At 66.5% G+C, this 21,419-nt stretch carries 23 protein-coding genes; 16 read left to right on the top strand and 7 right to left on the bottom strand.

The features are described from left to right. Positions 1-200: 200 nt before the first annotated feature. Together AB0E69_RS33835 and AB0E69_RS33830 are read right to left on the bottom strand one after the other, a co-directional pair. A complete protein-coding gene (locus AB0E69_RS33835) occupies positions 201-362 on the bottom strand; it encodes a hypothetical protein (protein WP_360155682.1) in 162 nt (53 codons plus the stop codon). A gap of 149 nt (positions 363-511) precedes the next feature. Next, the gene (locus tag AB0E69_RS33830; RefSeq protein WP_360155679.1) at positions 512-883 is read right to left on the bottom strand and encodes a hypothetical protein; all 372 of its coding nucleotides are present in this window, start codon (positions 881-883) and stop codon (positions 512-514) included. Between the two features lie 152 nt (positions 884-1,035). Between AB0E69_RS33830 and AB0E69_RS33825 the strand changes: the two genes are divergently transcribed. Then, the gene (locus AB0E69_RS33825) at positions 1,036-1,383 is read left to right on the top strand and encodes a VOC family protein (protein ID WP_360155677.1); all 348 of its coding nucleotides are present in this window, start codon (positions 1,036-1,038) and stop codon (positions 1,381-1,383) included. A 250-nt stretch (positions 1,384-1,633) separates the two neighbouring features. Here the strand turns inward: AB0E69_RS33825 and AB0E69_RS33820 are convergent, their stop codons facing one another. Further along, a complete protein-coding gene (locus AB0E69_RS33820) occupies positions 1,634-1,825 on the bottom strand; it encodes a hypothetical protein (protein WP_360155675.1) in 192 nt (63 codons plus the stop codon). Positions 1,826-2,164: 339 nt separating this feature from the next. On the opposite strand from AB0E69_RS33820, the gene AB0E69_RS33815 reads away from it, so the two are divergent. Continuing rightward, a complete protein-coding gene (locus AB0E69_RS33815; protein ID WP_360155672.1) occupies positions 2,165-2,482 on the top strand; it encodes a MerR family transcriptional regulator in 318 nt (105 codons plus the stop codon). A gap of 68 nt (positions 2,483-2,550) precedes the next feature. After that, a complete protein-coding gene (locus AB0E69_RS33810; protein WP_360155669.1) occupies positions 2,551-3,243 on the top strand; it encodes a GAF and ANTAR domain-containing protein in 693 nt (230 codons plus the stop codon). A 186-nt stretch (positions 3,244-3,429) separates the two neighbouring features. Here the strand turns inward: AB0E69_RS33810 and AB0E69_RS33805 are convergent, their stop codons facing one another. Further along, a complete protein-coding gene (locus tag AB0E69_RS33805) occupies positions 3,430-4,503 on the bottom strand; it encodes a Ppx/GppA family phosphatase (RefSeq protein ID WP_360155666.1) in 1,074 nt (357 codons plus the stop codon). A 118-nt stretch (positions 4,504-4,621) separates the two neighbouring features. On the opposite strand from AB0E69_RS33805, the gene AB0E69_RS33800 reads away from it, so the two are divergent. The 5 genes from AB0E69_RS33800 (at position 4,622) to AB0E69_RS33780 (ending at position 10,554) form a co-directional block, all read left to right on the top strand. Continuing rightward, positions 4,622-5,563, top strand: a complete 942-nt coding sequence (locus AB0E69_RS33800) for a nucleoside hydrolase (RefSeq protein ID WP_360155663.1) — start codon at positions 4,622-4,624, stop codon at positions 5,561-5,563. Positions 5,564-5,673: 110 nt separating this feature from the next. Next, the gene (locus AB0E69_RS33795; protein WP_360155660.1) at positions 5,674-6,747 is read left to right on the top strand and encodes a Gfo/Idh/MocA family oxidoreductase; all 1,074 of its coding nucleotides are present in this window, start codon (positions 5,674-5,676) and stop codon (positions 6,745-6,747) included. Positions 6,748-6,774: 27 nt separating this feature from the next. Then, positions 6,775-7,518: a phytanoyl-CoA dioxygenase family protein gene (locus tag AB0E69_RS33790; protein ID WP_360155657.1), complete on the top strand. Its 744-nt coding sequence runs from the start codon at positions 6,775-6,777 to the stop codon at positions 7,516-7,518. A gap of 15 nt (positions 7,519-7,533) precedes the next feature. Next, a complete protein-coding gene (locus AB0E69_RS33785) occupies positions 7,534-9,588 on the top strand; it encodes an alpha-amylase family protein (protein ID WP_360155654.1) in 2,055 nt (684 codons plus the stop codon). 12 nt (positions 9,589-9,600) lie between these two features. Beyond that, complete coding sequence (locus AB0E69_RS33780) at positions 9,601-10,554, top strand: zinc-binding dehydrogenase (protein WP_360155651.1); 954 nt, start codon at positions 9,601-9,603, stop codon at positions 10,552-10,554. Positions 10,555-10,573: 19 nt separating this feature from the next. Here AB0E69_RS33780 and AB0E69_RS33775 read toward each other — a convergent pair whose 3' ends face one another. After that, positions 10,574-11,599 (bottom strand): LacI family DNA-binding transcriptional regulator, encoded by a 1,026-nt coding sequence (locus AB0E69_RS33775; protein ID WP_360155648.1) that lies wholly within the window; start codon positions 11,597-11,599, stop codon positions 10,574-10,576. 197 nt (positions 11,600-11,796) lie between these two features. Here AB0E69_RS33775 and AB0E69_RS33770 point away from each other — a divergent pair, with 197 nt between their 5' ends. The 3 genes from AB0E69_RS33770 to AB0E69_RS33760 are packed head-to-tail and all read left to right on the top strand — an operon-like array spanning position 11,797 to position 15,040. Beyond that, entirely contained in the window at positions 11,797-13,113 is a 1,317-nt protein-coding gene (locus tag AB0E69_RS33770; RefSeq protein ID WP_360155645.1) for a sugar ABC transporter substrate-binding protein, read from the top strand. A gap of 11 nt (positions 13,114-13,124) precedes the next feature. After that, a complete protein-coding gene (locus tag AB0E69_RS33765) occupies positions 13,125-14,060 on the top strand; it encodes a sugar ABC transporter permease (protein ID WP_360155642.1) in 936 nt (311 codons plus the stop codon). Continuing rightward, on the top strand, positions 14,057-15,040 hold the full coding sequence (locus tag AB0E69_RS33760; RefSeq protein WP_360155639.1) for a carbohydrate ABC transporter permease: 984 nt from the start codon (positions 14,057-14,059) through the stop codon (positions 15,038-15,040). Before AB0E69_RS33765 ends, AB0E69_RS33760 begins: the two co-directional genes overlap by 4 nt. A 36-nt stretch (positions 15,041-15,076) precedes the next feature. Here AB0E69_RS33760 and AB0E69_RS33755 read toward each other — a convergent pair whose 3' ends face one another. Then, positions 15,077-16,246 (bottom strand): endo-1,4-beta-xylanase, encoded by a 1,170-nt coding sequence (locus tag AB0E69_RS33755; protein WP_360155636.1) that lies wholly within the window; start codon positions 16,244-16,246, stop codon positions 15,077-15,079. 280 nt (positions 16,247-16,526) lie between these two features. On the opposite strand from AB0E69_RS33755, the gene AB0E69_RS33750 reads away from it, so the two are divergent. Both AB0E69_RS33750 and AB0E69_RS33745 read left to right on the top strand, forming a co-directional pair. Then, positions 16,527-16,877, top strand: coding sequence for a hypothetical protein (locus AB0E69_RS33750; protein WP_360155633.1), 351 nt, complete (start codon positions 16,527-16,529; stop codon positions 16,875-16,877). An 11-nt stretch (positions 16,878-16,888) separates the two neighbouring features. Beyond that, positions 16,889-17,158, top strand: coding sequence for a hypothetical protein (locus tag AB0E69_RS33745; RefSeq protein ID WP_360155630.1), 270 nt, complete (start codon positions 16,889-16,891; stop codon positions 17,156-17,158). Here AB0E69_RS33745 and AB0E69_RS33740 read toward each other — a convergent pair. After that, complete coding sequence (locus tag AB0E69_RS33740; protein WP_360155627.1) at positions 17,155-17,571, bottom strand: CBS domain-containing protein; 417 nt, start codon at positions 17,569-17,571, stop codon at positions 17,155-17,157. The two genes, AB0E69_RS33745 and AB0E69_RS33740, sit on opposite strands and share 4 nt — an antisense overlap. 108 nt (positions 17,572-17,679) lie before the next feature. Between AB0E69_RS33740 and AB0E69_RS33735 the strand changes: the two genes are divergently transcribed. The 3 genes from AB0E69_RS33735 to AB0E69_RS33725 all read left to right on the top strand — a co-directional run bounded on the left by AB0E69_RS33735 (position 17,680) and on the right by AB0E69_RS33725 (position 21,409). Then, complete coding sequence (locus AB0E69_RS33735; RefSeq protein ID WP_360155624.1) at positions 17,680-17,877, top strand: hypothetical protein; 198 nt, start codon at positions 17,680-17,682, stop codon at positions 17,875-17,877. A 77-nt stretch (positions 17,878-17,954) separates the two neighbouring features. Next, on the top strand, positions 17,955-19,715 hold the full coding sequence (locus AB0E69_RS33730; protein WP_360155621.1) for an MBL fold metallo-hydrolase: 1,761 nt from the start codon (positions 17,955-17,957) through the stop codon (positions 19,713-19,715). 11 nt (positions 19,716-19,726) lie between these two features. After that, positions 19,727-21,409 (top strand): hypothetical protein, encoded by a 1,683-nt coding sequence (locus AB0E69_RS33725; RefSeq protein WP_360155618.1) that lies wholly within the window; start codon positions 19,727-19,729, stop codon positions 21,407-21,409. Positions 21,410-21,419 lie beyond the last annotated feature (10 nt).

Below are 21,419 nucleotides of genomic sequence, written 5' to 3'. Positions count from 1 at the left end.
GGTCCCCGCTCCACCCCCCCGAGCGGGGACCGATCCATGTCCGGTCGTGCCCACGTGGCTGCAGTGGTCGGCGACGGTCCGACTGAACGGGCAGGTGCGGCGCGCCTGCATCGTCATGTCCAGGGCGTTTGGTTCCGCGAGGCGCGGGATACGGCATCGGCAGCTCGTTCGTCTGGGCGCGCCGGGCCCATTCACATCGATCAGGCTTTGCGCTGGATGACCTGCCAGAGCCTTCGCACCGGCGTGCCGTCGGCGATCTCCTCGACCTCATGCTCCACCCAACCGGCGGCAAGCGACTCGATCAGCTCGCGATCGAAATAACGGGTGCCGCACGTCGTGCAGCGCTGCGGTGACCAGCTCACTCAACTCGAGGCGCCCCCCCGTTCAGATCCGCCACAGCACCTCCACGACAGCAGGGACTTGCTCACATCCAGGCGTCCGATAGTCGTACGTCCGCCCGGTACCCTCGCGAACTTCCAGCAGGTGGTTCGACACAAGCGATCCTGGCCCGCTATCGGCGGTCAGGGCCGGTGATCGACTGGCCACCGGTCGACGACCGATCACGTTGTTCGGCTGCGCGGCGCTCGTCCTCAGCAGTACTCCGCTGACTTAGGTCGATGCGACGGGTGCGGACGAGGAGCAGGGTGCCGCCACCAGCGATGGCAACGACGATCAGTGCGGCCGCTACAACCCAGCCGGCGCCGTTGTAGTCCTTCGGACTCGAGTTGGCCGAGCCCGGGGGGTTCGGTGCAGGGGAGTTCGTCGAGCCCACCGTCGGAGACGGGGAGGCCGCTGCCTGCGCATCTGTCGATCCGGCCGCAAGAGGTGCCAGTACAAGCACCAGCACGGCTGCTGCGGCCAGCATTCGCCATGCTCTGCTCATCATTGTTTTCCGGTGCCCAAGGCGCACAACGGCAAACGAATCCGGAAGCCGCCTCGCCGGGCGTTAGCCGGGCCAGGTCGTAGGGAACCGGGATCGTATGTCGACGACAACGGAACGCCCCCAAGGAGGTCGGAGACCTCCGGCTGGCGACAGTGTGCGTGAACGCAACCGACATGGACCGGGCCGCTGACTTCTGGTCCACGGCGCTCGGGTACCGACGACCTCAGCGGATCGATGACGCTGACCAGTTCGCGAAGCTCGAGGATCCGGCAGGCAGCGGTCCCATCGTGCTGTTGCAGCGAGCGGACGAGATCCCGGCCACGCCGACGCCGGTACATCTCGACCTGTACACGTCGGATCGCGAGGGCCACATCGAACGGCTGCTGAAACACGGCGCCACCCGGGCCGAGAACTGGCCGTACCCCAGCCGCCACGACTTTGTCGTACTCCGAGACACCGAAGGCAACGAATTCTGCGTCATCGCCGTCCCGCCGGAATAAGCCTCACCTGATGTGGGCGCAGACGGCCAGCGAGACTCCGGCGGCCTTTCGGTGGATCTCGCGGAGATCCATGAGGAGCACGAGTGCCGGATCGTGATGCCTGCCGATCAGCTCCGCTCCCTTGTGCCGGATCGTGGGCAGGATGGTTCCTCCTCAGGCCCGGCGCTCAGTCGAGGTCGTAGTTCTCGCCAAACCTCGCGAGTGCTCTGACGTGTTCCTGCGACCCGGGCAGCAAACCGGTCGGCTGTCATCAGGTGACCGGTACATCGGTGATGACCACGGCGTGCCGCAACTGTCCCTGCTGGCGCACGTCCTCCATCACCTCGTCCGCGGAGAAATCAGGGATCGAGCAGGTACTCCGCCTGTCCGGCTCCTGGATCCGCGGATCCGGCATCTCGTCGTACCCGATCTGCCGCTTTCCCTGCCAGGTCAGCGCCTTCATGTGACCTCCTGTTGCGCGAGGCCGAAATCTGACTTGGAGCTCGGACGCGCGCTGACGCCGTCAGCGCGCGTCTTCCACGGCCGACAACAATCTCCGCAGTGTCGTACCTACTCAGAGACTCATGCAATATCTATCATGACGAGTGTAGACATTGTCATTCGGCAGAGGTAGTATTATTGATGCTGCCAGAGAACAACACCGAAGCTGACGTAGCTAGTAACGACCTTGTCGACTTGACGGCCGAGTAGTTGGTGACAATCCAAACCCATGCGCGCCGGTGCGAATGCACCGGGCTTCGGCACGGAGGCTCGATGACCCCAGACACACATGGAGTGCCCGATGAGTTCAGATCCGGGAGCCGGGCCGGCCAGTTTCGACGATGACGACTACCCCGCGTTCACGATGGGCCGGGCAGCCGAGATGCTCGGCACCACCCCGGGGTTCCTGCGGAGCCTGGACGAGGCAAAACTGATCAACCCGCAGCGTTCCGACGGAGGTCATCGCCGCTACTCGCGGTACCAGTTGCAGCTCGCGGCCAGGGCCCGTCAACTCGTCGACCAGGGCACCGCACTCGAGGCGGCCTGCCGCATCATCATTCTGGAAGATCAGCTCGCAGAAGCCCTGCGTATCAATGACCAGATCCGTGGCCAGAGCTAGCACCACGCCATCGGCCGTGTCGGCCGCCCGGGGTGCACACCTACATCGCATCCCGCTTGGAGACCGAGATGGCCCTGTCAGAACCCGCCGAGGCGTTCGACGCCGGTACGTTCGCGCAGTTCGCGATCGAGTTACACGATGCTCCCGGAGTGGACGAAACCCTGGAGACAGTGGTGCAGTTCGCGATACAGGCCGCCAACTGCACCCATGCCGGCGTCGCGCTCGCGACCCGCGGCGGCCGCGCGGAGATCGGGGCAACCACCGACCCGGTCGTGGACACGTTGTACCGGTTCCAGATCGAGACCGATGAAGGCCCGATGCTGACCGCACTGTCCGGCGAAACGATCACCGTTCCCGACGTCGCGACCGACGAACGCTGGCCGCGCTGGCAATCCGCGGCCGCCGACGCCGGCATCGGAAGCGCGCTCCACGTCCCGATGACTGTCAGCGACCGCACCACCGGCGTCCTGTCCCTCTACAGCACCGAGCCGAAAGCATTCACGGTCGACGACGAAGCGATCGCCCACATCCTGGCCCGGCACGCCTCGGTGGCGGTTGCCACCGCCCGGAACGAGGAGTCCATGGCTCAGGCGGTGGATGCCCGCAAGCTGGTCGGCCAGGCGATGGGAATCTTGATGGAGCGCTTCGACATCACCGGCGATCAGGCGTTCGCCGTCCTGCGCCGCTACTCCCAAGACACCAACACCAAACTCCGCGACGTCGCCCAGCAGTTGGTCGAGACCCGCAAACTGCCCCACTGAGCGCGACGCGCCGGGTCAGGATAGTTCGTGCGCACCGGCAGCAGGGCGGTTCAGCGACGGAGGGCTCGTCGCGTCCCATCTTGGAATGTCCGGGTATCCCGCGTTTCTGCGCCTCGCGGTACAGCTCCTGGCGCGTCTTCGGTTAGGGATCTCCGACGTCCTCGGCGTCTTCGGTGTCCAGGTAAGTCACTGCCGCAGCTGGGTGACGATGGCTTGGTCGTCTTCGGGTGCCGGACTTGGGGTGACCGCCTGCAGCGGCAGCTCGGAGTGGGAGGTGATCGTCTCCACGTGGCGCAGAATAATGCCTTCGCGCAATGCCCATGGACAAAGATCGACGCTGCCGACATCCAGCGCTTTCAACGTCGTGTTGGCGATCACCGCACCAGCGAGGATCTGACGGGCGCGCGAGCTGGAGACGCCCGGCAGCTTGGCTCGGTCGGCAGCGGGCAGCGCGGCAAGCCGCGGGATCCACGCCTCGATGTCAGCGCGATCCAGCCGGCGCGTGACAAACGGGCCCTTCCGTTGCGCGGGAGCACCACTCAACCGAGTGAGTTGTTTGAACGTCTTCGACGTGACGACGATCCGGCTGGGGCCGGCCTCCCAGCGCAACCGGTCGACCACCTCGCCCAAGGTGTCGCGAACATGACGTCGCAACGCCTTCAGGTGCTTGTTCCGGGGCGGATCGACGGGCAGGAACTTCCGCGTCAACCGACCCGCACCCAGCGGCACCGAGATCGCCAAATTGGGCTCGGCGTCACGCCCCAGCACGATCTCCATAGACCCGCCACCGATGTCGATCAGCAGCAGCCGTCCTGCCGACCAGCCGTACCAGCGATGAGCCGCCAGATAGGTGAGGCGTGCCTCTTCCTCACCAGTCAGGTACTGCGGACGGACGCCGGCACCCACCTCGATCGCCTCGATCACCTCGCCCCGGTTGGCGGCGTCGCGGACCGCGGACGTCACGAACGGATACACCTGATCCACCTGCTGCTGTACGGCGACACGCATCGAACGGGTCACCGCGCCGACCACTCGATCGATCCCGGTCCGGCTGATCGATCCGTCCGCGGTGATCTCCTCACCCAGCATCGTCGGTGTCTTCACAGCCAGGGCAGGCAGCGGCGGAGCGCCGGCGGTGACGTCGACGATCTGCAACTGCGCCGAGTTCGACCCGATGTCCAACACTCCTAGACGCATACTGACGCGGTACCCGGCACCCAAACCGATCAGATGCCAGACGTTGAACGTCGTCGAGCTCATCGAGGCCGCTGACTCGGAGCTCCCTCTCGGCGCCGAAGGCCAACAGCCGCGGCGGACCTGCACTGGCAGGATGCAAATCGATTGGCTACCGTAGGGCGATCCGGCGTCGAGGAGAGCTATGGAAACCCTGCGCATCGTGCTCGACACGGACCTGGCGATGGGTGCCCCCGGATCCGATGTCGACGACGGATTTGCGCTCGCGTTGGCCATTGCCGAGCCCGGCATCGAACTCGAGTTGATCACCACCGTCGGCGGCAACAGTGACGTGGCGACGTCCACGCGGCTCACCAGAGAGCTCCTGGAGGTTCTAGGACGTCCCGACATCCCCGTCGTCACGGGCGCGTCGGCGCCACTCGACCCCGGTCTGCGGAACCCGGCCCAACCACTCGCGACCGGTCCCGTCCAAGCGCCGTACGCGGCCGTGGAGATCATCCGGCGTGTCATGGCCGAGCCCGGCGAGATCACCGTCGTCGCGATCGGACCCCTGACGAATCTGGCCGTGGCACTCATGCTGGAGCCAGGCCTTGCGACCGCGGTACGGGAGATCGTCGTCATGGGCGGGGTGTACCTCGAGCAGACGAATGTCGGCTGGATGCCGGGTGAGTACAACTTCTGGTGCGATCCGCACGCGGCGGACGTAGTACTCAAGAGCGGCGCACCGCTGCGGCTGGTCGGTCTTGACGTCACCCGCAAGGTGCGGCTGTGTCGAGCAGACGCCCGCGAGCTCGCATCGGGCGGTGAGTTCGGCCGGCGGGCCGCCGAGCACACCGAGGCCTGGATCTCGTTCCAGGAGCGCGTCAAACCGCAGGAGGAGCTCGAGCAGGGAAGTTGTGCCCTGCACGACCCCTTGGCGGTGGCGCTGGTCAGCCATCCTGACCTCGTGACCTGGCGAGACGCGTACGTCGCCGTCGAGACGGCCGGGCGGGTGACCCGGGGCGTGGCGATCGCCGACCTGCTGATGTGGGAGAACCCGCCGGCGCCCAACTGCCGGATCGCCACCGCGGTGGATGCCGCAGCGTTCCGCGAGTTGTTCCTGGAACGCCTCGCACGTCTTCCGTGACTCGGCGCATGGACCGCATTGACCGAGTGACCGGCCAGGCTCTAGCTTGGCACAAAACGATTTGCTTCCACTGACGGAGAGCGCGCCCGACCACGACGAGAGGCCGACCATTGAGCAAGCTGCGTGTGGGGATGATCGGGCTGGGAGAGGTCGCCCAGGTCATCCATCTTCCCGTCATCGAGTCGCTGCCGGACCGCTACGAGCTGGCGGCCGTCTGCGATATCTCGCCGGGTCTGGTCAAGCGGGTCGGTGATCGCTACCGGGTGGAACGCCGCTACACCAGCGCGGCGGAGATGATCGCGGCAGGCGGGCTCGACTGCGTCCTGGTCCTCAACAGCGACGAGTACCACGCCGAATGCACGGTGGCGGCTCTCGACGCCGGCCTCGACGTACTCGTGGAGAAGCCGATGTGCCTGAGCCCGCGGGAGGCCGCGGAGATCATCGCGGCCCGCGACCGGTCGGGCCGGACGGTGATGGTGGCCTACATGCGCCGCTTCGCACCGGCCTTCACCGAGGCTGTCCGCAAGCTTCCCGAGCTGGGCCCGATCCGCTACGCCCGCGTCCACGACGTGATCGGCGAGAACAGGCTCATCGTCGACCGGACCGCGTACGTCGATCGCCCGGACGACATCCCGCAGGACGCGATCGACGAGAAGTGGGCCCGGCGGGCAACGCTGGTCCGCGAAGCGCTCGGCGACGTGTCCGAGGAGCTCGCCGGGACCTACGGTCTGCTCTGCGGGCTCGGAAGCCACGATCTCTCGGCGATGCGCGAGCTGCTCGGCCGGCCGACGAAGGTCGCCGCCGCCAGGACCTGGCGCCAGGGCGGGTACGTCGTCGCGCTGCTCGAGTACGACGATTTCGTGGTGACCTACGAAACTGGCGTCGACGACCAGCTCCGCTTCGACGCGCACATCGAGGTGTACGGCGCCGCCGCGTCGCTGCGGATCCAGTACGACACGCCGTACGTCCGGCACTTCCCGACCGTGCTCGAGCTGGAGCGGACCGACGGCGACTCCTACGAGCGGTCGGTGATCCGGCCGCACCTCAAGGACCCGTACACCCACGAGCTCGAGTACTTCCACGACGTCGTCACCAGTGGCGGTACGCCGAAGACGACACCCGAGGACTACATCGAGGACATGGAGCTGTTCGTCGACATCATCCGAGCGCTGCAGCAGGCTTAGCGAGCGCAGCATCATCCAGGAAAGGACGTGACCGTGCTGACCGACGACGACGTGGAGTTCTTCCGCACCAACGGTTATCTGCTCCCGGGCCGGCCGATGTTCGGCGAGGACCGGCTGGCTGGGCTCGAGGCCATCTTCAACGAGCATCTGGACCAGAAGGGCGACAAGCTGTCCGACGAACTCGACACCCCGCACTACCGCGACGCGCGGCTGCTGGACTTCCTGCTCTCCGACCAGGTCCTCGACTGGATCGAGCCTCTGGTCGGCCCGGACATCGCGCTGTGGTCCAGCCATTTCATCTCCAAGGATCCCTTCACCGGCCGGGCGACGCCTTGGCACGAGGACAGCGCGTTCTGGGAGGGCAGGTTCGACGCCTACGATCACATCGTCACGATCTGGCTGGCGCTGGAGAACCCGAGCACACGCGAGAACGGCTGCATGCGGGTCATCCCGGGCAGCCACCTCAACGGCGGGTTCTCGCAGAACTACGTGCCCGCCGATCTGACGACGCAGACCTTCCACGCCCAGCTCGCGGAGGTCGACGAATCCAGAGCAGTCGACTTCGAGCTTCCGCGCGGCCAGTTTTCGATGCACGACGGCCGGATCGTGCACGGCGCGAAAGCCAACACCAGCCCGATCCGGCGCACCGGCTACACGATGCGCTACTTCCCCTCCTCGGTGCTGATGCAAGATGTGCCGCAGAACGAGGGCTGGAAGATCTGGCTCGCCCGCGGGCGCGACCTGGCCGGGAACCAGTACGCGAACGTCTGACCCGAGAGGACCCCGATGCAGCGCGGTGTGTACTTCGATGCGTGGTTTCCCCGTCAGCACTGCTACCACCCGAGCCTGCCACCGCGCCGGCTGCGGATGGTCGACGACCTGGTCGACTTCCGTGCCACGGTGCTGGTGTGGGCGTCGATGGGAGGCGGGTCGCTGTCGCTGCCGTACCTGGAGCAGGAGGCGTTCGGGCCGGTCGACGCCCGCTCGCGGTTCTACGGATTCGTCAACGACAGTGAGTTCATCGCGGCGTGCCACCAGCAGAGCATCAAGGTGCTCGGCATCGTGTTCGAGGCGCAGGGCTGGGAGTTTCCGGTCGAGCTGTCCGAGGAGGAGGACGCCGTACTCGCACTGAACGAGCTGCGCGGTGCCGGCAAGCGCGGCTGGATGGGCCTGCGCGAGTTCTCGTCGAACCGGTACCCGAAGCTGTGGAAGCCGGTCGAGCACTACTTCCCGCAGGGCCTGGTCAACAGCGAGGGCGAGCCGGTTGTCGACCTCATCGAAGAGTGCGTGGTCCGCGACATCCACCAGCAGCCGTGTCACGCGCACTGGGTGGAGTGTCCGGACCGCGAGCACCAGTGCTACTACATGGACCGCAACAACCCGGTATGGCGCGAGTACCTCAAGGCCGTGATCCGGATCCAGATCGACGCCGGGGTCGACGGCATCCAGCTCGACGAGGCCGAGTTGCCGATGGGCGCCTTCCAGTACGGCGCCTGCTTCTGCAAGGACTGCATGAAGGGCTTCCGCGCCTACCTCGAGGAGCACCCCCCGGCCGTTCTGGCTGGGGTCGATCTGTCGACCTTCCACTACGGGGACTGGCTGCTCGGGCAGGGCTACGACTTCAAGGACGGCCGGGAGTCGACACCTCTGTTCGGTCAGTACTACGCATTCCAGTGCCGGTCGATCAAGAAGTACTTCGGTGAGCTCGCCGACTACGCCCGTGCGTACGCACGCTCGACGGGTCGCGAGATCATTGTCAGCGGCAACTTCTTCAACCTCGAGCCGATGTACCTCGCCCTGGCCGACGACGTCGACCTGGTCATCACCGAGATGCGTAACACCACGTACCGCCAGCCCGAGTGGTACCGCTACGTCGCGGCATTCGCCGGCGACAAGGACGTGGTCGTGGTGGAGAACCCGTACGGCGGGGTGATCCCCGAACTGATCGGGTTGCTTGCCGAGGGCAAGGGGCATGACCTCTTCCGGCTCTCACTGTTCGAGGCGGCGGCGCTCGGAGCCAACATGTCGGTGCCGTACGGATCCTGGATGGGCAGTGTCATCGAGGACTCCTTCTACGCACCCCACCAGTTGGCGACCGGGATTCAGGCCTTCCTCGCCGACCACGAGCAGCTGTTCACGCGGCGTACCGTCAACGACGTCGCCGTGGTCTTCAGCGTCGAGAGCACCCGCGAACTGGTCGGAAAGGCCGATACCAGCGACAACACGACCAACGCGAGGGACGAGTCCGTCGTGGTGCCGTACCGCGTCGTCACGAGCACACTGGCCAGTAGCGCCGTACCGTTCGACGTGGTGATCTGGGCAGACGGCGTCACTGCCCCGGACCGCGCGTCGGCCGAGGCGCTGGCGCGATATTCGACCGTGATCCTGCCGGACGTGTACGCGCTCACGGACGCCCAGGCGAGTGCGATCGAGGGCTACGTCGCCGGCGGTGGCACCGTCGTCGTGACGGACCGCACCGCCGGGAAGCTGCCCGAGAACGTGCTGACCGCCGACCACGCCGTACTGGATGAACTACTTCCGCACGGCCGTCAGGTCGAGATACCTGTGCCGGTTGCGGCGAACATCCAACTGCTTGCCGACGGCTCCTATGCGCTGCACCTCCTCAACTACGATTACGACCCGGTCGCTGATGCCGTGCGGGCGGTTCCCGACGTGCCCGTGCGGATCAGGCTGCCCAAGGTCAAGGAGCGGGCCACGCTGGTCGCCAGCGACGGCAGCCGGACCGCCCTTGCGGTCCGCCGCGACGCCGGCGTGCATGCGGTCACCTTGGACACACTCGGCGTCTACTCGATCGTGGTCTTCCACGACGGCGACCTCTGAGAGGCTGGTCAGGTGAAGATCGCCGCGCTGCGGGGCCGCGAAGGCTTCGTGATCGAAGAGACCGAGGTCCCGGCGATCCGGCCGGACGAGATCCTGGTGAAGGTCGCCGTGTCCGGAGTCTGCGCCTCCGAGCTGGAGCCCTGGGTCGAGGGTCTGCCGGACGGCGAGGTCCGGTACCTGGGCCATGAGGTCAGCGGTGTCGTGGTCGAGGCCGGAGCCGACATCACCGGCCTGGTGCCGGGAGATCAGGTCGGGACGTGGGTCATCGAGCGCGGCTTCGCCGAGTACGTCGCGGTCCGGGCGGCGTACTGCTTCCCGACGGACCACCTGCCGCTCGACGAGGTGCTCGCCGAGCCGATCGCGTGCGCGGTCAACGCCGTCGAGGCGGCCGACGTACGGCTCGGTGACGATGTCGTCGTCATCGGTGCGGGCTTCATGGGCAACCTGGTGCAGAAGCTGGTCGCGGTCCGCGGGGTGCGGCAGTTGATCGTGGCCGACGCCAGACCGGATGCGCTGTCGCGTGCCGCCGCGTTCGGGGCGACTCGGGTCGTCGACGTCCGGCAGGAGTCCCTGCCCGACGTCGTACGGTCGCTGACCGACGGGCGCGGGGCGGACCTGACCTTCGAATGCACCGGGACGCAGCAGGCGCTGACGACGACGGGCGAGACCACCCGGATGAGCGGCAGGGTCGCGATCGTCGGGTTCCACCAGGGACCGGAGCGAACGATCCCCCTGGCGCACTGGAACTGGATGGCCTTCACGATTGTGAATGCACACTTCCGGGACGTCGGGGTCATCCTCCGCGGCATGGAGGTCGGCCTGCGTCTGCTGTCGTCGAAACAGCTGTCGATGCAAGGCCTGGTGACACATCGCTTCCGGCTCGAGCGGATCGGCGACGCCTTCGCCACCCTGCGCGACAAGCCGGATGGTTTCGTGAAGGCGGTGATCACCTTCCCGATCGGCTAGTGCCCTGCGACGCAGGGCACTAGGCCGAGCCCCGGGCGACGAGCGGGCAGGGCAGGACGACGGTCCGGCCGGTGCCCCGGTAGCGCCCGGCCATCCGGCTCATCAGCAGCTCCCCTGCCGTGCTGCCCGCCTCATACGACGGATTGAGCACGGTGGTCAGCTGCGGGGTGACGATGGTGGCGGCATCGACATCGTCGAACCCGGCGATCGCGACATCGCCGGGAACGTCGAGCCCGAGCTCGTGGGCGAGGTCGATCGCCCCGATGGCCATCAGGTCGTTGGCGCAGAACACGGCGTCCGGCCGGTTCCGGCGCGACATCAGGATCGCCATCGCCTCGTAGCCGCTGCGACGCGTCCAGCCGCCGCGCACCATCCGCTCGGCCGGGACCTTCTGGCCGGCGGCCAGAAGCGCGGCGCGGAACCCGTTCGTCCGGTTGGCGCCGTACTTGAGCGGACCTTGGATCATCGCGATCCGCTTGTAGCCCCGAGACGCCAGGAACTCACCCACGGCACGTGAGCCGGCCCCGTCATCAGGGATGACCGCGTCGCACAGGGGGTGATCCAGATGTTCGCCGATGCAGACGATGGGCGTGTGGTGGTCCGCCGGCCCGAAGGTGACCCGCGAGGCCGTCTCACCGGACGCGAAGACGATGCCGTCCACACCACGATCCATCACGTCCTGGAAGAACTTCGTCTCCCGCTCGTGGACGCCGTCGGTGTTGCAGACGTACGTGCCGTACCCCGCGGCGTCGACCGCATCGGCGAGACCGCGGGTGAGCACCGCGTAGAAGGGATTGGTGATGTCCGGCACCATGACCGCGATCATCTGCGACTGCCTGGTGCGCAAATTGCGGGCCACGACATTCGGCCGGTAGCCGAGCGCGCGGATCGCGTCCATCACGATGTCCCGGGTCGCTGCGCTCACGACACGCTTACCCGACAGCACGTGAGACACCGTGGTGGGGCTGACCCCGGCGCGGCCGGCCACCTCGGCGATCGTGACCCGTGATGCCGACGCTCGCTCCTCGGCTGTATCGCTCGACATGCCGGTAGTGTAGTGGAGAGCAAATCGATTTGACGCTAGTCCCGGTCCCCGCCGGACTTCGGTCCGCCGGTCCGCTCGGCCCGCCGCTGGGAACCATTGACAAACTCCCCCTGCTCGACCAGGCTACCCGCCAAGTAGCCAATCGATTTGCGCGGGCCGCTGAGGCCGTCTCGCCAATCGAGCAGAGGGGAGCTGATGTGGTGAAGTTCCACATGTCCCGGCGCGTCCCGGTCGGCGCGGCACTGGTGCTGGCCCTCGCGCTGAGCCTCGCCGCGTGCGGCAGTGGCGAGAAGAAGGCAAGCACCGATGCAGGCACCGGCCAGGGGCAGGTCCAGGAGCCCACGACGCCGCAGACTGTCACGTTCTTCTCCTGGGTCGGCAGCGAGCCGCAGATGAAGAAGCTGGCGGCTACGTTCCACCAGAAGCACCCGAACATCACGATCAAGTTCGAGAACGCGCCGGCCGAGCAGGCCGCGCAGGTGCTCAGCACCAGGATCGCGGGCAAGACCGCGCCGGATGTCGCCTACATCAACGCGATCGACACCAGCGACTACGCCGCGCGCGGCGCACTGGTTGACCTTGGCAACTACATGGAGCGCAGCAAGGTGGTCTCCCCGGAGGACTATGTCGACGGGTTCAAGAGCTTCGTCAGCTGGGACAACAAGATGTGGGGCCTGCCGTTCGACGGCGAGACCACGGGCCTGTTCTACCGCACCGACCGATTCGCCGAGGCCGGGCTCAGCGGCCCGCCGAAGACCTGGGACGAGTTCCAGCAGTACGCCGAGAAGCTGACTGACACCGCGAAGGGCAAGTACGGCTTCGAGATGTTCGCGTCCGAGTCGGCGTACTACTTCTACCCGTGGCTGTTCCAGGCCGGCGGCAACACGCTGACCGACGACGGCAAGGACGTCGCGTTCGACAGCGAGGCGGGCAAGAAGGCGGCCGAGTATTACGTGAACCTGGCCAAGTACTCACCCAAGGACTACTTCAACTCGAACTCCTACGACGGCCGGGTCGCGTTCGCCCAGGGCGACGTCGCTATGTACGTCGCGGGTGCCTGGTTCGCCGGCACGCTCGCGGACGAGTACCCGAAGCTCAACGGGAAGTGGGCGGCGGCGCCGTTGCCGGACGGCAGTGCGGGCTGCAAGACCACTATCGCGGGCGACTCGCTGGTGATGTTCAGTCAGACCAAGGTCTCCGACGCGGCGTGGCTGTGGATGGAGTTCCTCTCCGAGCCCGAGAACCTGGTGAACTGGACGTACAAGACCGAGGGAACGCTCCTGCCGCCGACCAAGTCGCTGCTGAACAGCCCCGACCTGGAGAAGGCGAAGCCGGTCCTCAAGCCCTTCGCCGACCTGATGAAGTGCGGCGTCGCCGGTATCGCCAACCCGAAGTTCCCGCGGGTCGAGACGATCCTCAACGAGCAACTCGGCAAGGCCATCTACGGCGAGCAGACGGCCGACCAAGCGCTGGACAACGCGGCTCAGCAAGGTCGCCCGATCCTGGCCCGCTGACCGGGATGGCCGTGACACACATTCAGACTGCCGGGCCGGACGAGGTCAAGGTCAACCGCCGAAGCCTCGCCGCCCGGATCTGGAAGGAACGGTCCGCGTACGTCTTCCTGCTGCCGGGTCTGCTGATCTTCTCGGTCTTCACGCTCGCCGCGTTGCTGTTCGCGTTCTACCTGACCTTCCACCGCTGGAGCATCATCGAACCGGACAAGCCGTTCGTTGGGCTCACCAACTACCACGACATGGTGCACGACGAGCGGTTCGCCGAGTCCGTGCTGAACACGATCTACTTCGGTGGGGCGTCCGTACCGATCTCGATGGCGATCGGGCTGCTGCTGGCGCTCCTGCTGAACCTGCCGTTGCGCCTGCGCAGCGTCTTCCGGACGGCGTTCTACCTCCCGGTGGTGACGCCGTTCGTGGTCTCGGCGATCCTCTGGAAGTGGCTCTACAACGGTGACCACGGGCTCTTCAACTACTACCTGCTCAAGGGCCACTTCATCGACCACCCGCTGCTGTGGCTGTCGGACAAGAACCTCGCCATGCCGGCCGTCATCCTGATGAGCGTCTGGGCCGGCGTGGGGTTCTCGATGGTGGTGTATCTCGCCGGGCTGCAGTCGATCCCCGAGGAACTGTACGAGTCGGCCCGGCTGGACGGGGCCGGCGCGCTGCGGCGGCTGCGTTACATCACGATCCCGATGCTCCGGCCGACGACGTTGTTCCTGCTCGTGATGGGCATCATCAGCTCGCTGCAGGTCTTCACTCAGATCTTCGTGATGACCAGCGGCGGGCCGGTCAACAAGACGACGACGATGGTCTACTACATGTACCTCTGGGCATTCAAGTACTACGACATGGGATACGCGAGCACGCTGGCGTTCGCGCTGTTCGCGATGCTGCTCGTGTTCACCGGGATCCAGTTGCGCCTGGCCCGAAGGGGGTCCGAGGTATGAGCGGCGCGGTCGAGGTCCGCCCGGAGGCGCCGGCGATCGTCGAGCCGGTGCGGACGGCGAAGAAGCCGAAGAACGGCAACCAGCAGTTCAGTGCCCGGCAGAAGCTGGTGACGTACCTGGTCCTGGCGCCGATCGCGATCCTGTTCGTGGCGCCGTTCGCCTGGCTGATCAGTGCATCGTTCCAGCCGATGGGCGAGATCTTCGCCTCGACGCCGCACTGGTTCCCGCAACACCCGACGCTCGACGGCTACAAGTCGTTCCTCGGCGTCGGCGACCTGACCAATGCCCAGCAGGGCCAGGGCCACGGTGACTGGCGATGGTTCGCCAACAGTGCGTTCGTCGCGATCTCGATCACGGTCCTGCAGACGTTCTTCAACGCCCTGTGCGCCTACTGCTTCGCCAAGCGCAAGTTCCCCGGCCGGAACGCGATCTTCGTGCTCTTCCTCGCCACGATGATGGTGCCGGGACAGGTCACGCTGATCCCGAACTACCTGATCATCCAGCACATCCCGTTCTTCGGCGGGAACAACTGGCTGGGCAGCGGTGGCCACGGCTGGCTCGACTCCTACTGGGGCTTGATCATGCCCGGCATCGTGTCCGCGTTCGGCATCTTCCTGCTGCGCCAGTACATGCTGTCCATCCCCGACGAGCTGCTCGAGGCGGCCAAGGTCGACGGCGCCGGCGAGTTCCGGATCTTCTGGAGCGTCGTCCTTCCGCTCTGCTTCCCGGCGCTCGCGGCGAACGCGATCTTCACCTTCCAGGGCGCGTGGGAGGACTTCTTCTGGCCGCTGATCATCCTCTCCAGCCCGGACAAGATCACCGCGCCGGTCGGCCTCGCGCTGTTCGTCGTACAGAACCGGACGTCGTGGACGTTGCTGTTCGCCGGGTCGGTGATCGCGACCTTGCCGATGATCATCGTCTTCATCGTCTTCCAGCGTCAGTTCGTGCAGGGCATCGCACTGACCGGCGTGAAGGGCTGAGCCGTGACAGTACGGCGAACGCGCCGGTGATCCGTTCTACTTCTCGAGGCGCCAGAGTTGTCGACGCTCCGGAGCGTACTGGAGGGCGTGGCTGATCGCGGCGTACGCCGGTTTCGGGTGCAGGTCACTGTCGAACGCCAGCGGGCGGCGGGGTGCGCCGTCCTCCCGCGGCCGGTCCTCTTCCAGCCATGTGTAGCGGTCGGTGAGTCCGAAGGCGACGACCGCCTTCACCGCCTTCTCGTCCAGCGTGACATCGAGGTACCGGCGGTACACGTCGGCGACCATGCGATCCCGGGGCCCGATCTCCGCGGGCAGACCGTCGTCCAGGATGTCGAGCTCGGTGACCAAGATCGTCAGACCGCGATCGGCCAGGTCACGCAGGAAGGCCCGGTAGCCACGTTCGTCGAACTTGCTGCTGAAATCATCGGCGAGAAGGTGGCCCTGGATGCCGGCCGCCTGGACGGGAACGTTCTGATCCAGCAGCCGATCGATCGCCTTCAGGAAGGCCTTCCGGCGCGGTTCGGCGCGGTCGCCGAACTCGTTCTCGGTCTCGAATCCGAACTCGTTGATGATGCGCAGCGCCTTCGGGTCGTTGTCCTTGGCCAGGTGGAACGAGTCACCGATGTAGCCCGGGCCGATGGTGCTGTACCACGGCACGTTCGTGCGGAACCCGTAATTGTCGGTGTCGTTCGGGTCCGTCACCTCGTTGGCCACGATCCAGCCGTTCATCCGGCCCCGGTAGTGCGCGAGCTCCGCGCGGATCACGCCGTACAGGAGCTTGCGTGCCTCGGTCTTGCCGAGACCCCACAGGTCGTCCTCGGTCCAGCCGTCCCCGAAGCCTTCGTCCCAGGCAAGGTGAGCACCGATGGTGAGCTGTCGGTTGGCCTCGGCGAACGCCACGATCTGGTCGCCGGGCGCGAAGTTGAGCGGGGCTGTCGGCGTGGGCTTGAGCTGGTACCAGAGCAGGTCGTCCTCGGTGAACAGCAGGCCCGCCTCACGCGCGAAGAGCGCCGGATAGGTCTCGTCGAGTTGCCAGCTGGCGATCGACGATCCGAACACGATGCCCTTGCGCGCAGCCTGCTGCCACAGCGGTGTCCGCCCGGCCTCGGGGACCGCCTGTGCGGCTGCCGGCAACACCGGCACGGCGACCGCGACCCCCGCGGCGCCCAGCAGTAGCGATCGTCGGCTGACGGGTCTGAGATCCATTGTTCGGCCCCCTGGGACAGGTTATGCAAATCGATTGGCTAGACCGTACGGCTGGGGATCCGGGCTGGCAAGAGCTCCGGGCGAAGGAGTTTCGAGGCAGCCTGCGAAACCGGAAGGGTGCCGATCAGGTCTCGGGTTCGCGCTGTTCCTGGTACCGGTAGCGTTCCATCGGCTCTGCTCTGGTTTGTTGCTTTCTGGCTTGGCATACCGGCGTACGTCCGGCACAGGTACCGCCCGGCATCGGCTGGGTTCTCGGCCCGGCACGGTGCCTCACGAGGACGTGAGAGGCATCGGTCGGGGAAGTACAGACCCCGGAGACGAGGTCGGCGAGTCTTCGGCGCAAACCGGCCTTGGACAGGTCGCTGAAGGCTGCTCCCGGCTCGCTTACGCCGGTGTCACGCTGCAAACCGCCGGCAGCCGCACGGAGGTTCCGGCCGTCACGGACCCGGTCGTCGCCGAGATCCACGAATTCCAGCTGGCCGGTGCGGACGGGCCGCTGGTCGAGTGCATGCTCCACCGAGCGACCGTGTCGGTACCTGATCTCGAGCAGGAGCCGCGCTGGCCGCAGTGGACCGAGATGGTCCTCGCCCTCGGGGTTCGCAGCCGACCTCGAACCAGACGAAGAGGTTGAGCAGATCGGCGGTGACGGCTGTCCCGATCATTGCCGCCAGCAACAGCTGGGCGAGACGGGCGTACCACCCGGCCCGCTTCAGGTACGACGATGCAGTGGTAGACCAGCTCGTGTCGCGACCGGTCGAGGTCGATGATCTGGTTGTCGACGACGAGCGAACTGATGATCCCGACTGCGCCGACGCGACTCTCGTCGTCGAATCGAGTGGGACGACAACCACACCCATCTCCAAGGGCAATGCGCAGCCACGCCTGGGGGCGATGCCCGAGTCAGGACACTAGCTGGGCTCGGAGATCTCGCTCACCGTGCGCCCTGCACGGCCGGGGGCTGCCTGGACGACGTCGGCCTGAGCCAGCATCCCGACCAGGTCATGACCGTCGATGACGGGAAGCCGCCGTACCTGATGGGCCTCCATGGTCCGCAACGCTTCCTCAATGGAGTCGTCCGCCCCGATCGTCACCGGCTTCCCCTGGGCGAACGCACCGGCTGTGGTCTTCGTCGGGTCACCGCCGTCGGCGACGCATTTCACGACGATGTCGCGGTCGGTCAGCATGCCCTTCAGCCGGTTGTCCTCGCCACAGATCGGCAGTGCACCGACGTCCAGGTCCCGCATCTTGCGAGCCGCGTCGGTCAGGCTCTCGTTCTCGCCCACGCACTCCGCGCCCGGCGTCATCAGATCCCGTGCCGTCGTCACGTCGTCCACCTCCTGAGCAGATTCGTTGGGACCCTGATGCGGTGCCCGTTCACGCCAGCCGGAAACCCGGGTGGCGGGTTTTGCCAGGGGACGCAGATCCAGAAGAACGTGTACGACCAACGGCTGCCGTGGTACGCCGACCTGCAGCAGCTCGCCGATCAGATCGGTGCCGCACTGGGAGCGATCGCCATCCGCCCCGACGACGTGTCGGTCGCGCGGGATGCCCGCGATCGCGGTCTGGGCCTGTACCGCTTGTTCTGCGCGGCCTGCTCGGATGGGCGGAGATCAGCTGCAGGTGCGACGTAGCTCAGCCGGGCGAGATCATGGAATCGTTGCCATACCTACTTGCCAGACCTGGCTAACGGGTGTCTAGGCTGCTGCGTGTGACTCTGGCGAGCCGACAGATCGGCGCGAATCTCTACGCCGTCGATGACAGTTGCACGGTCTACCTGCTCGTCGATCCAGCCACGCGAACCGCTGTGGCGATCGACGCCGGCAGCGGTACCTGGCTGGACCAATTGGCGTCGTACAGCGTCGACGCGGTGACCGACGTACTGATCACGCACCATCACCGCGACCAGGTGGAAGGGCTGCCGCGATTGGTGGCGAGCGGTGCACGCGCCTGGGTGCCGGAGAACGAGGCGGACCTCATCACCGACGCCGATCATCACTGGCAGGGGCGAAGAGTCGTCAACAACTACGACCTGCACACCGACCGGTTCTCACTGCTCGGGTCCGTGCCGATCGCCGGCGCGATGAAGGACTACAGCCTCCGCCGGATCGGTCACCTCGACGTGCTGACACTGCCAACGCCAGGACACACGCCGGGCAGCGTTACCTACTTGGTCAACGGATATGCGTTCACCGGCGACCTCTTGCACAGCCCAGGCAGGGTCTGGTCAGCGGCAGCCCTGCAGTGGTCGTACGTCGGCATGGAGGGCGCCGCGATGACCATGGCGTCTCTGGTCCAACTGCTGGATCACCAGCCACAAGCACTGCTGCCCAGTCATGGTTCACCAATGACGGACCCCGCTGATGCCGTGCGGCGGACGTGTGACGCGCTCGGCCGCCTGGTCGCGGTCCGGCTCGGCACACCCACCGGTCTCCTCGACAAGCTGGAGAGCCCGTACGTCGAGCTCAGCCCGCACCTGCTGATGAACCGCACCAGCGAATCGCGTAGCTACGCCCTGCTGAGCGATTCCGGTTCCGCGTTGCTGATCGACTACGGCTACGACCTGACCACAGGCATCCCGACCGGCGGCCCCAGGCATACGGTCAGGCCCTGGCTACCGAGCCTGCGAGCGCTGCGCCGTGACTACGGCATCGATCGCGTCGAGGTGGCCATCCCGACGCATTACCACGACGACCACGTCGCCGCCTTCAACCTTCTGCGCGAGGTACACGGGACCGAGGTGTGGGCAAGCAGTCCGGTCGCCCACGTGCTGGAGAATCCGGCGCACTACGACCTGCCCTGTCTGTGGTACGACCCGATCCCGTGTGCACGGCACATCCCGGACGGTACCGGCATCCGCTGGCGCGAGTACGAGCTCGACCTGCACGCGCTGCCGGGACATACGCTCTACGCCTCCGCGATCGGGTTCGAGGTGAACGGCCGGAAGGTGCTGGCGACCGGCGACCAGCAGACCGGCGGCTGGTCGCCCGACGGCTCACCGGAGATTCCGAACTTCCAGTACGCGAACGCATTCGCAGCCGACGACTACGTGGCCTCGGCCGCGCTCTACCAGCGGCTCCGGCCCGAGCTGATGATCTCTGGTCACTGGGACCCCCGTTCGGTGACGCCGGACTATCTGGACGCACTGACCAGCCTCGGGGACGAGGTTGCCGCGGCACACCGCGGGTTGCTGCTGCCGGAGGACCCGGTGTTCATCGGTGCCGTGCGGATCACGCCGTACCGCGTGGACGCCGTGGACGGGCGTCCGTTCGAGGTGCGGGTGAGTTGTGCGGGCGCACGGCTCGTCCTGCCGTCGGGGTGGAAGTCGGAGCAACTCGACGACCACCTGTTCGTCGTCGTACCGCACGTCGACCAGCCGGTACGACGTGCCCGGATCGCAGCCGCGGTCACCCGAGAGGGCCGATACCTGGGTCAGTTGGCCGAGGCATTGGTCGACGTACGCCTGCCCTGAAAGGACCTTCGTTGAAGATCGGTCACTACACCGTCGACGTCCATCCCACCAAGGCCCATGCCGACGTGCGGGGCGTCGGTGGGCAGCCCTGGTTCGCACTGCTTCTGTTCGCCTCGTTGGACACCACCACCGGGTACGACGAGAGCTACGGCGACATCGACCTGGAGTCGGTGCAGGAGGACGGTGCGCTGGTGGTGACTGCAACCGCCCGCAGCACCGTCTGGGAGAGCCGCGTCACGACAACCCGGTTCTTGGCGGACCGGATCGAGACGCAGACGACGGTGACTGGCAAGGGACGTCTCACGGAGACGCATCTGCTGGGTGGACGACGTACCCCGCGAGGTTTCCTGCCCAGCGGGTCTCACTTGCGGCTGGCGTACTCACCGAATCCGGATCACCCGACACGAGTCCTGCGGGACCCCCTGGAGCCCGCAACGATCGGTGTGTGCGGTGAGGGTGGTGAGCCGGGTATCGAACGCTGGTTGTTCTCCCCCGCCCCGTGGTGCTTCGCAGCGGCGCTGGACGACCAGTGGCTCGGTCTCAGTGTGGTGGCGCCGATCGCCGCGCAGACGTTCACCAGCTACCAATACCTGCCGGTCACCGGCGGCTTCAGCCTGCGCCTCGACTACGAGGGACACACCGTTGTCGAGGGCACCTCCAACACGCCGACTCTCGTCGTACACCTGGGCAGTGAGTCGCCGGAGGCGGTGCTGACCCGGCATCGCGAACTGCTCGACGCTCATGGTGTGGTCCCCGCCCGTACGACGCCGGCCGCCGACTGGTGGAGCGGCACGATCTTCTGCGGGTGGGGTGCCCAGTGCGCTCTGGGCGCCAGGACGGATCAGGCGCCGCAGCCACTGGCCACTCAGGCCAACTACGACCACTTCCTGGGCACACTCGCCGATCAGGGCATCGTGCCGGAGACGGTGGTGATCGACGACAAGTGGCAATCGTCGTACGCGACCTGCCGGCCAGATCCGACGAAGTGGCAGGACCTCAAGGGGTGGATCGCTCAGCGCCATGCGACCGGACAGCGGGTGCTGCTGTGGTGGAAGGCCTGGGACGAAGAGGGCGCTCCGGTCGAGGCTTGCATCACCGATGCCGCCGGCGGTCCGGTCGGACTGGATGCGGACGCGCCGGCATGCGTCGAACTGATCACCGAGGCGGTCGAGTACATGCTGTCCGCGGACGGACTGGATGCCGACGGGTTCAAGGTCGACTTCACCGCACGGACGCCCTCCGGCTCCTCGCTGCGACACAGTGGGGCACGCTGGGGAGCCGCTCTGCTCCATGAGCAACTGCGACTGGTCTATGACAGCGCCAAGCGGGTCAAGCCCGACGCGCTGGTCGTCACACATACTCCGAACCCGGCCTTCCTCGACGTGACCGACGTGATCCGGTTGAACGACGTACTGCGCGACGACACCGCCGACCCCGGCTATGTCGCTCGTCACATGACCTACCGAGCGGGCGTGGTCCGCGCAGTGGTCCCTGAACTTGGAATCGACACGGACGGCTGGATGATGCCCAGCCACGCTGAATGGCGCGACTACCTACAGGTCCAGGGTGCTCTCGGTGTCCCTGCGCTGTATTACGTCGATGGCACGGACACGGACCGCTATGACTTCGGCCCGGACGACTTCGCTGCGATCAGGGATACGTGGAATCGCTACAGGTCCGCCACGAACGCCTAGACTGCGGGCC

Origin of the sequence: Kribbella sp. NPDC026611 (assembly GCF_040638345.1) — a bacterium.
GTDB lineage: Bacteria > Actinomycetota > Actinomycetes > Propionibacteriales > Kribbellaceae > Kribbella.
Note: the sequence above shows the minus strand (reverse complement) of the source record. Positions and strands in the feature narration are given on the sequence as shown.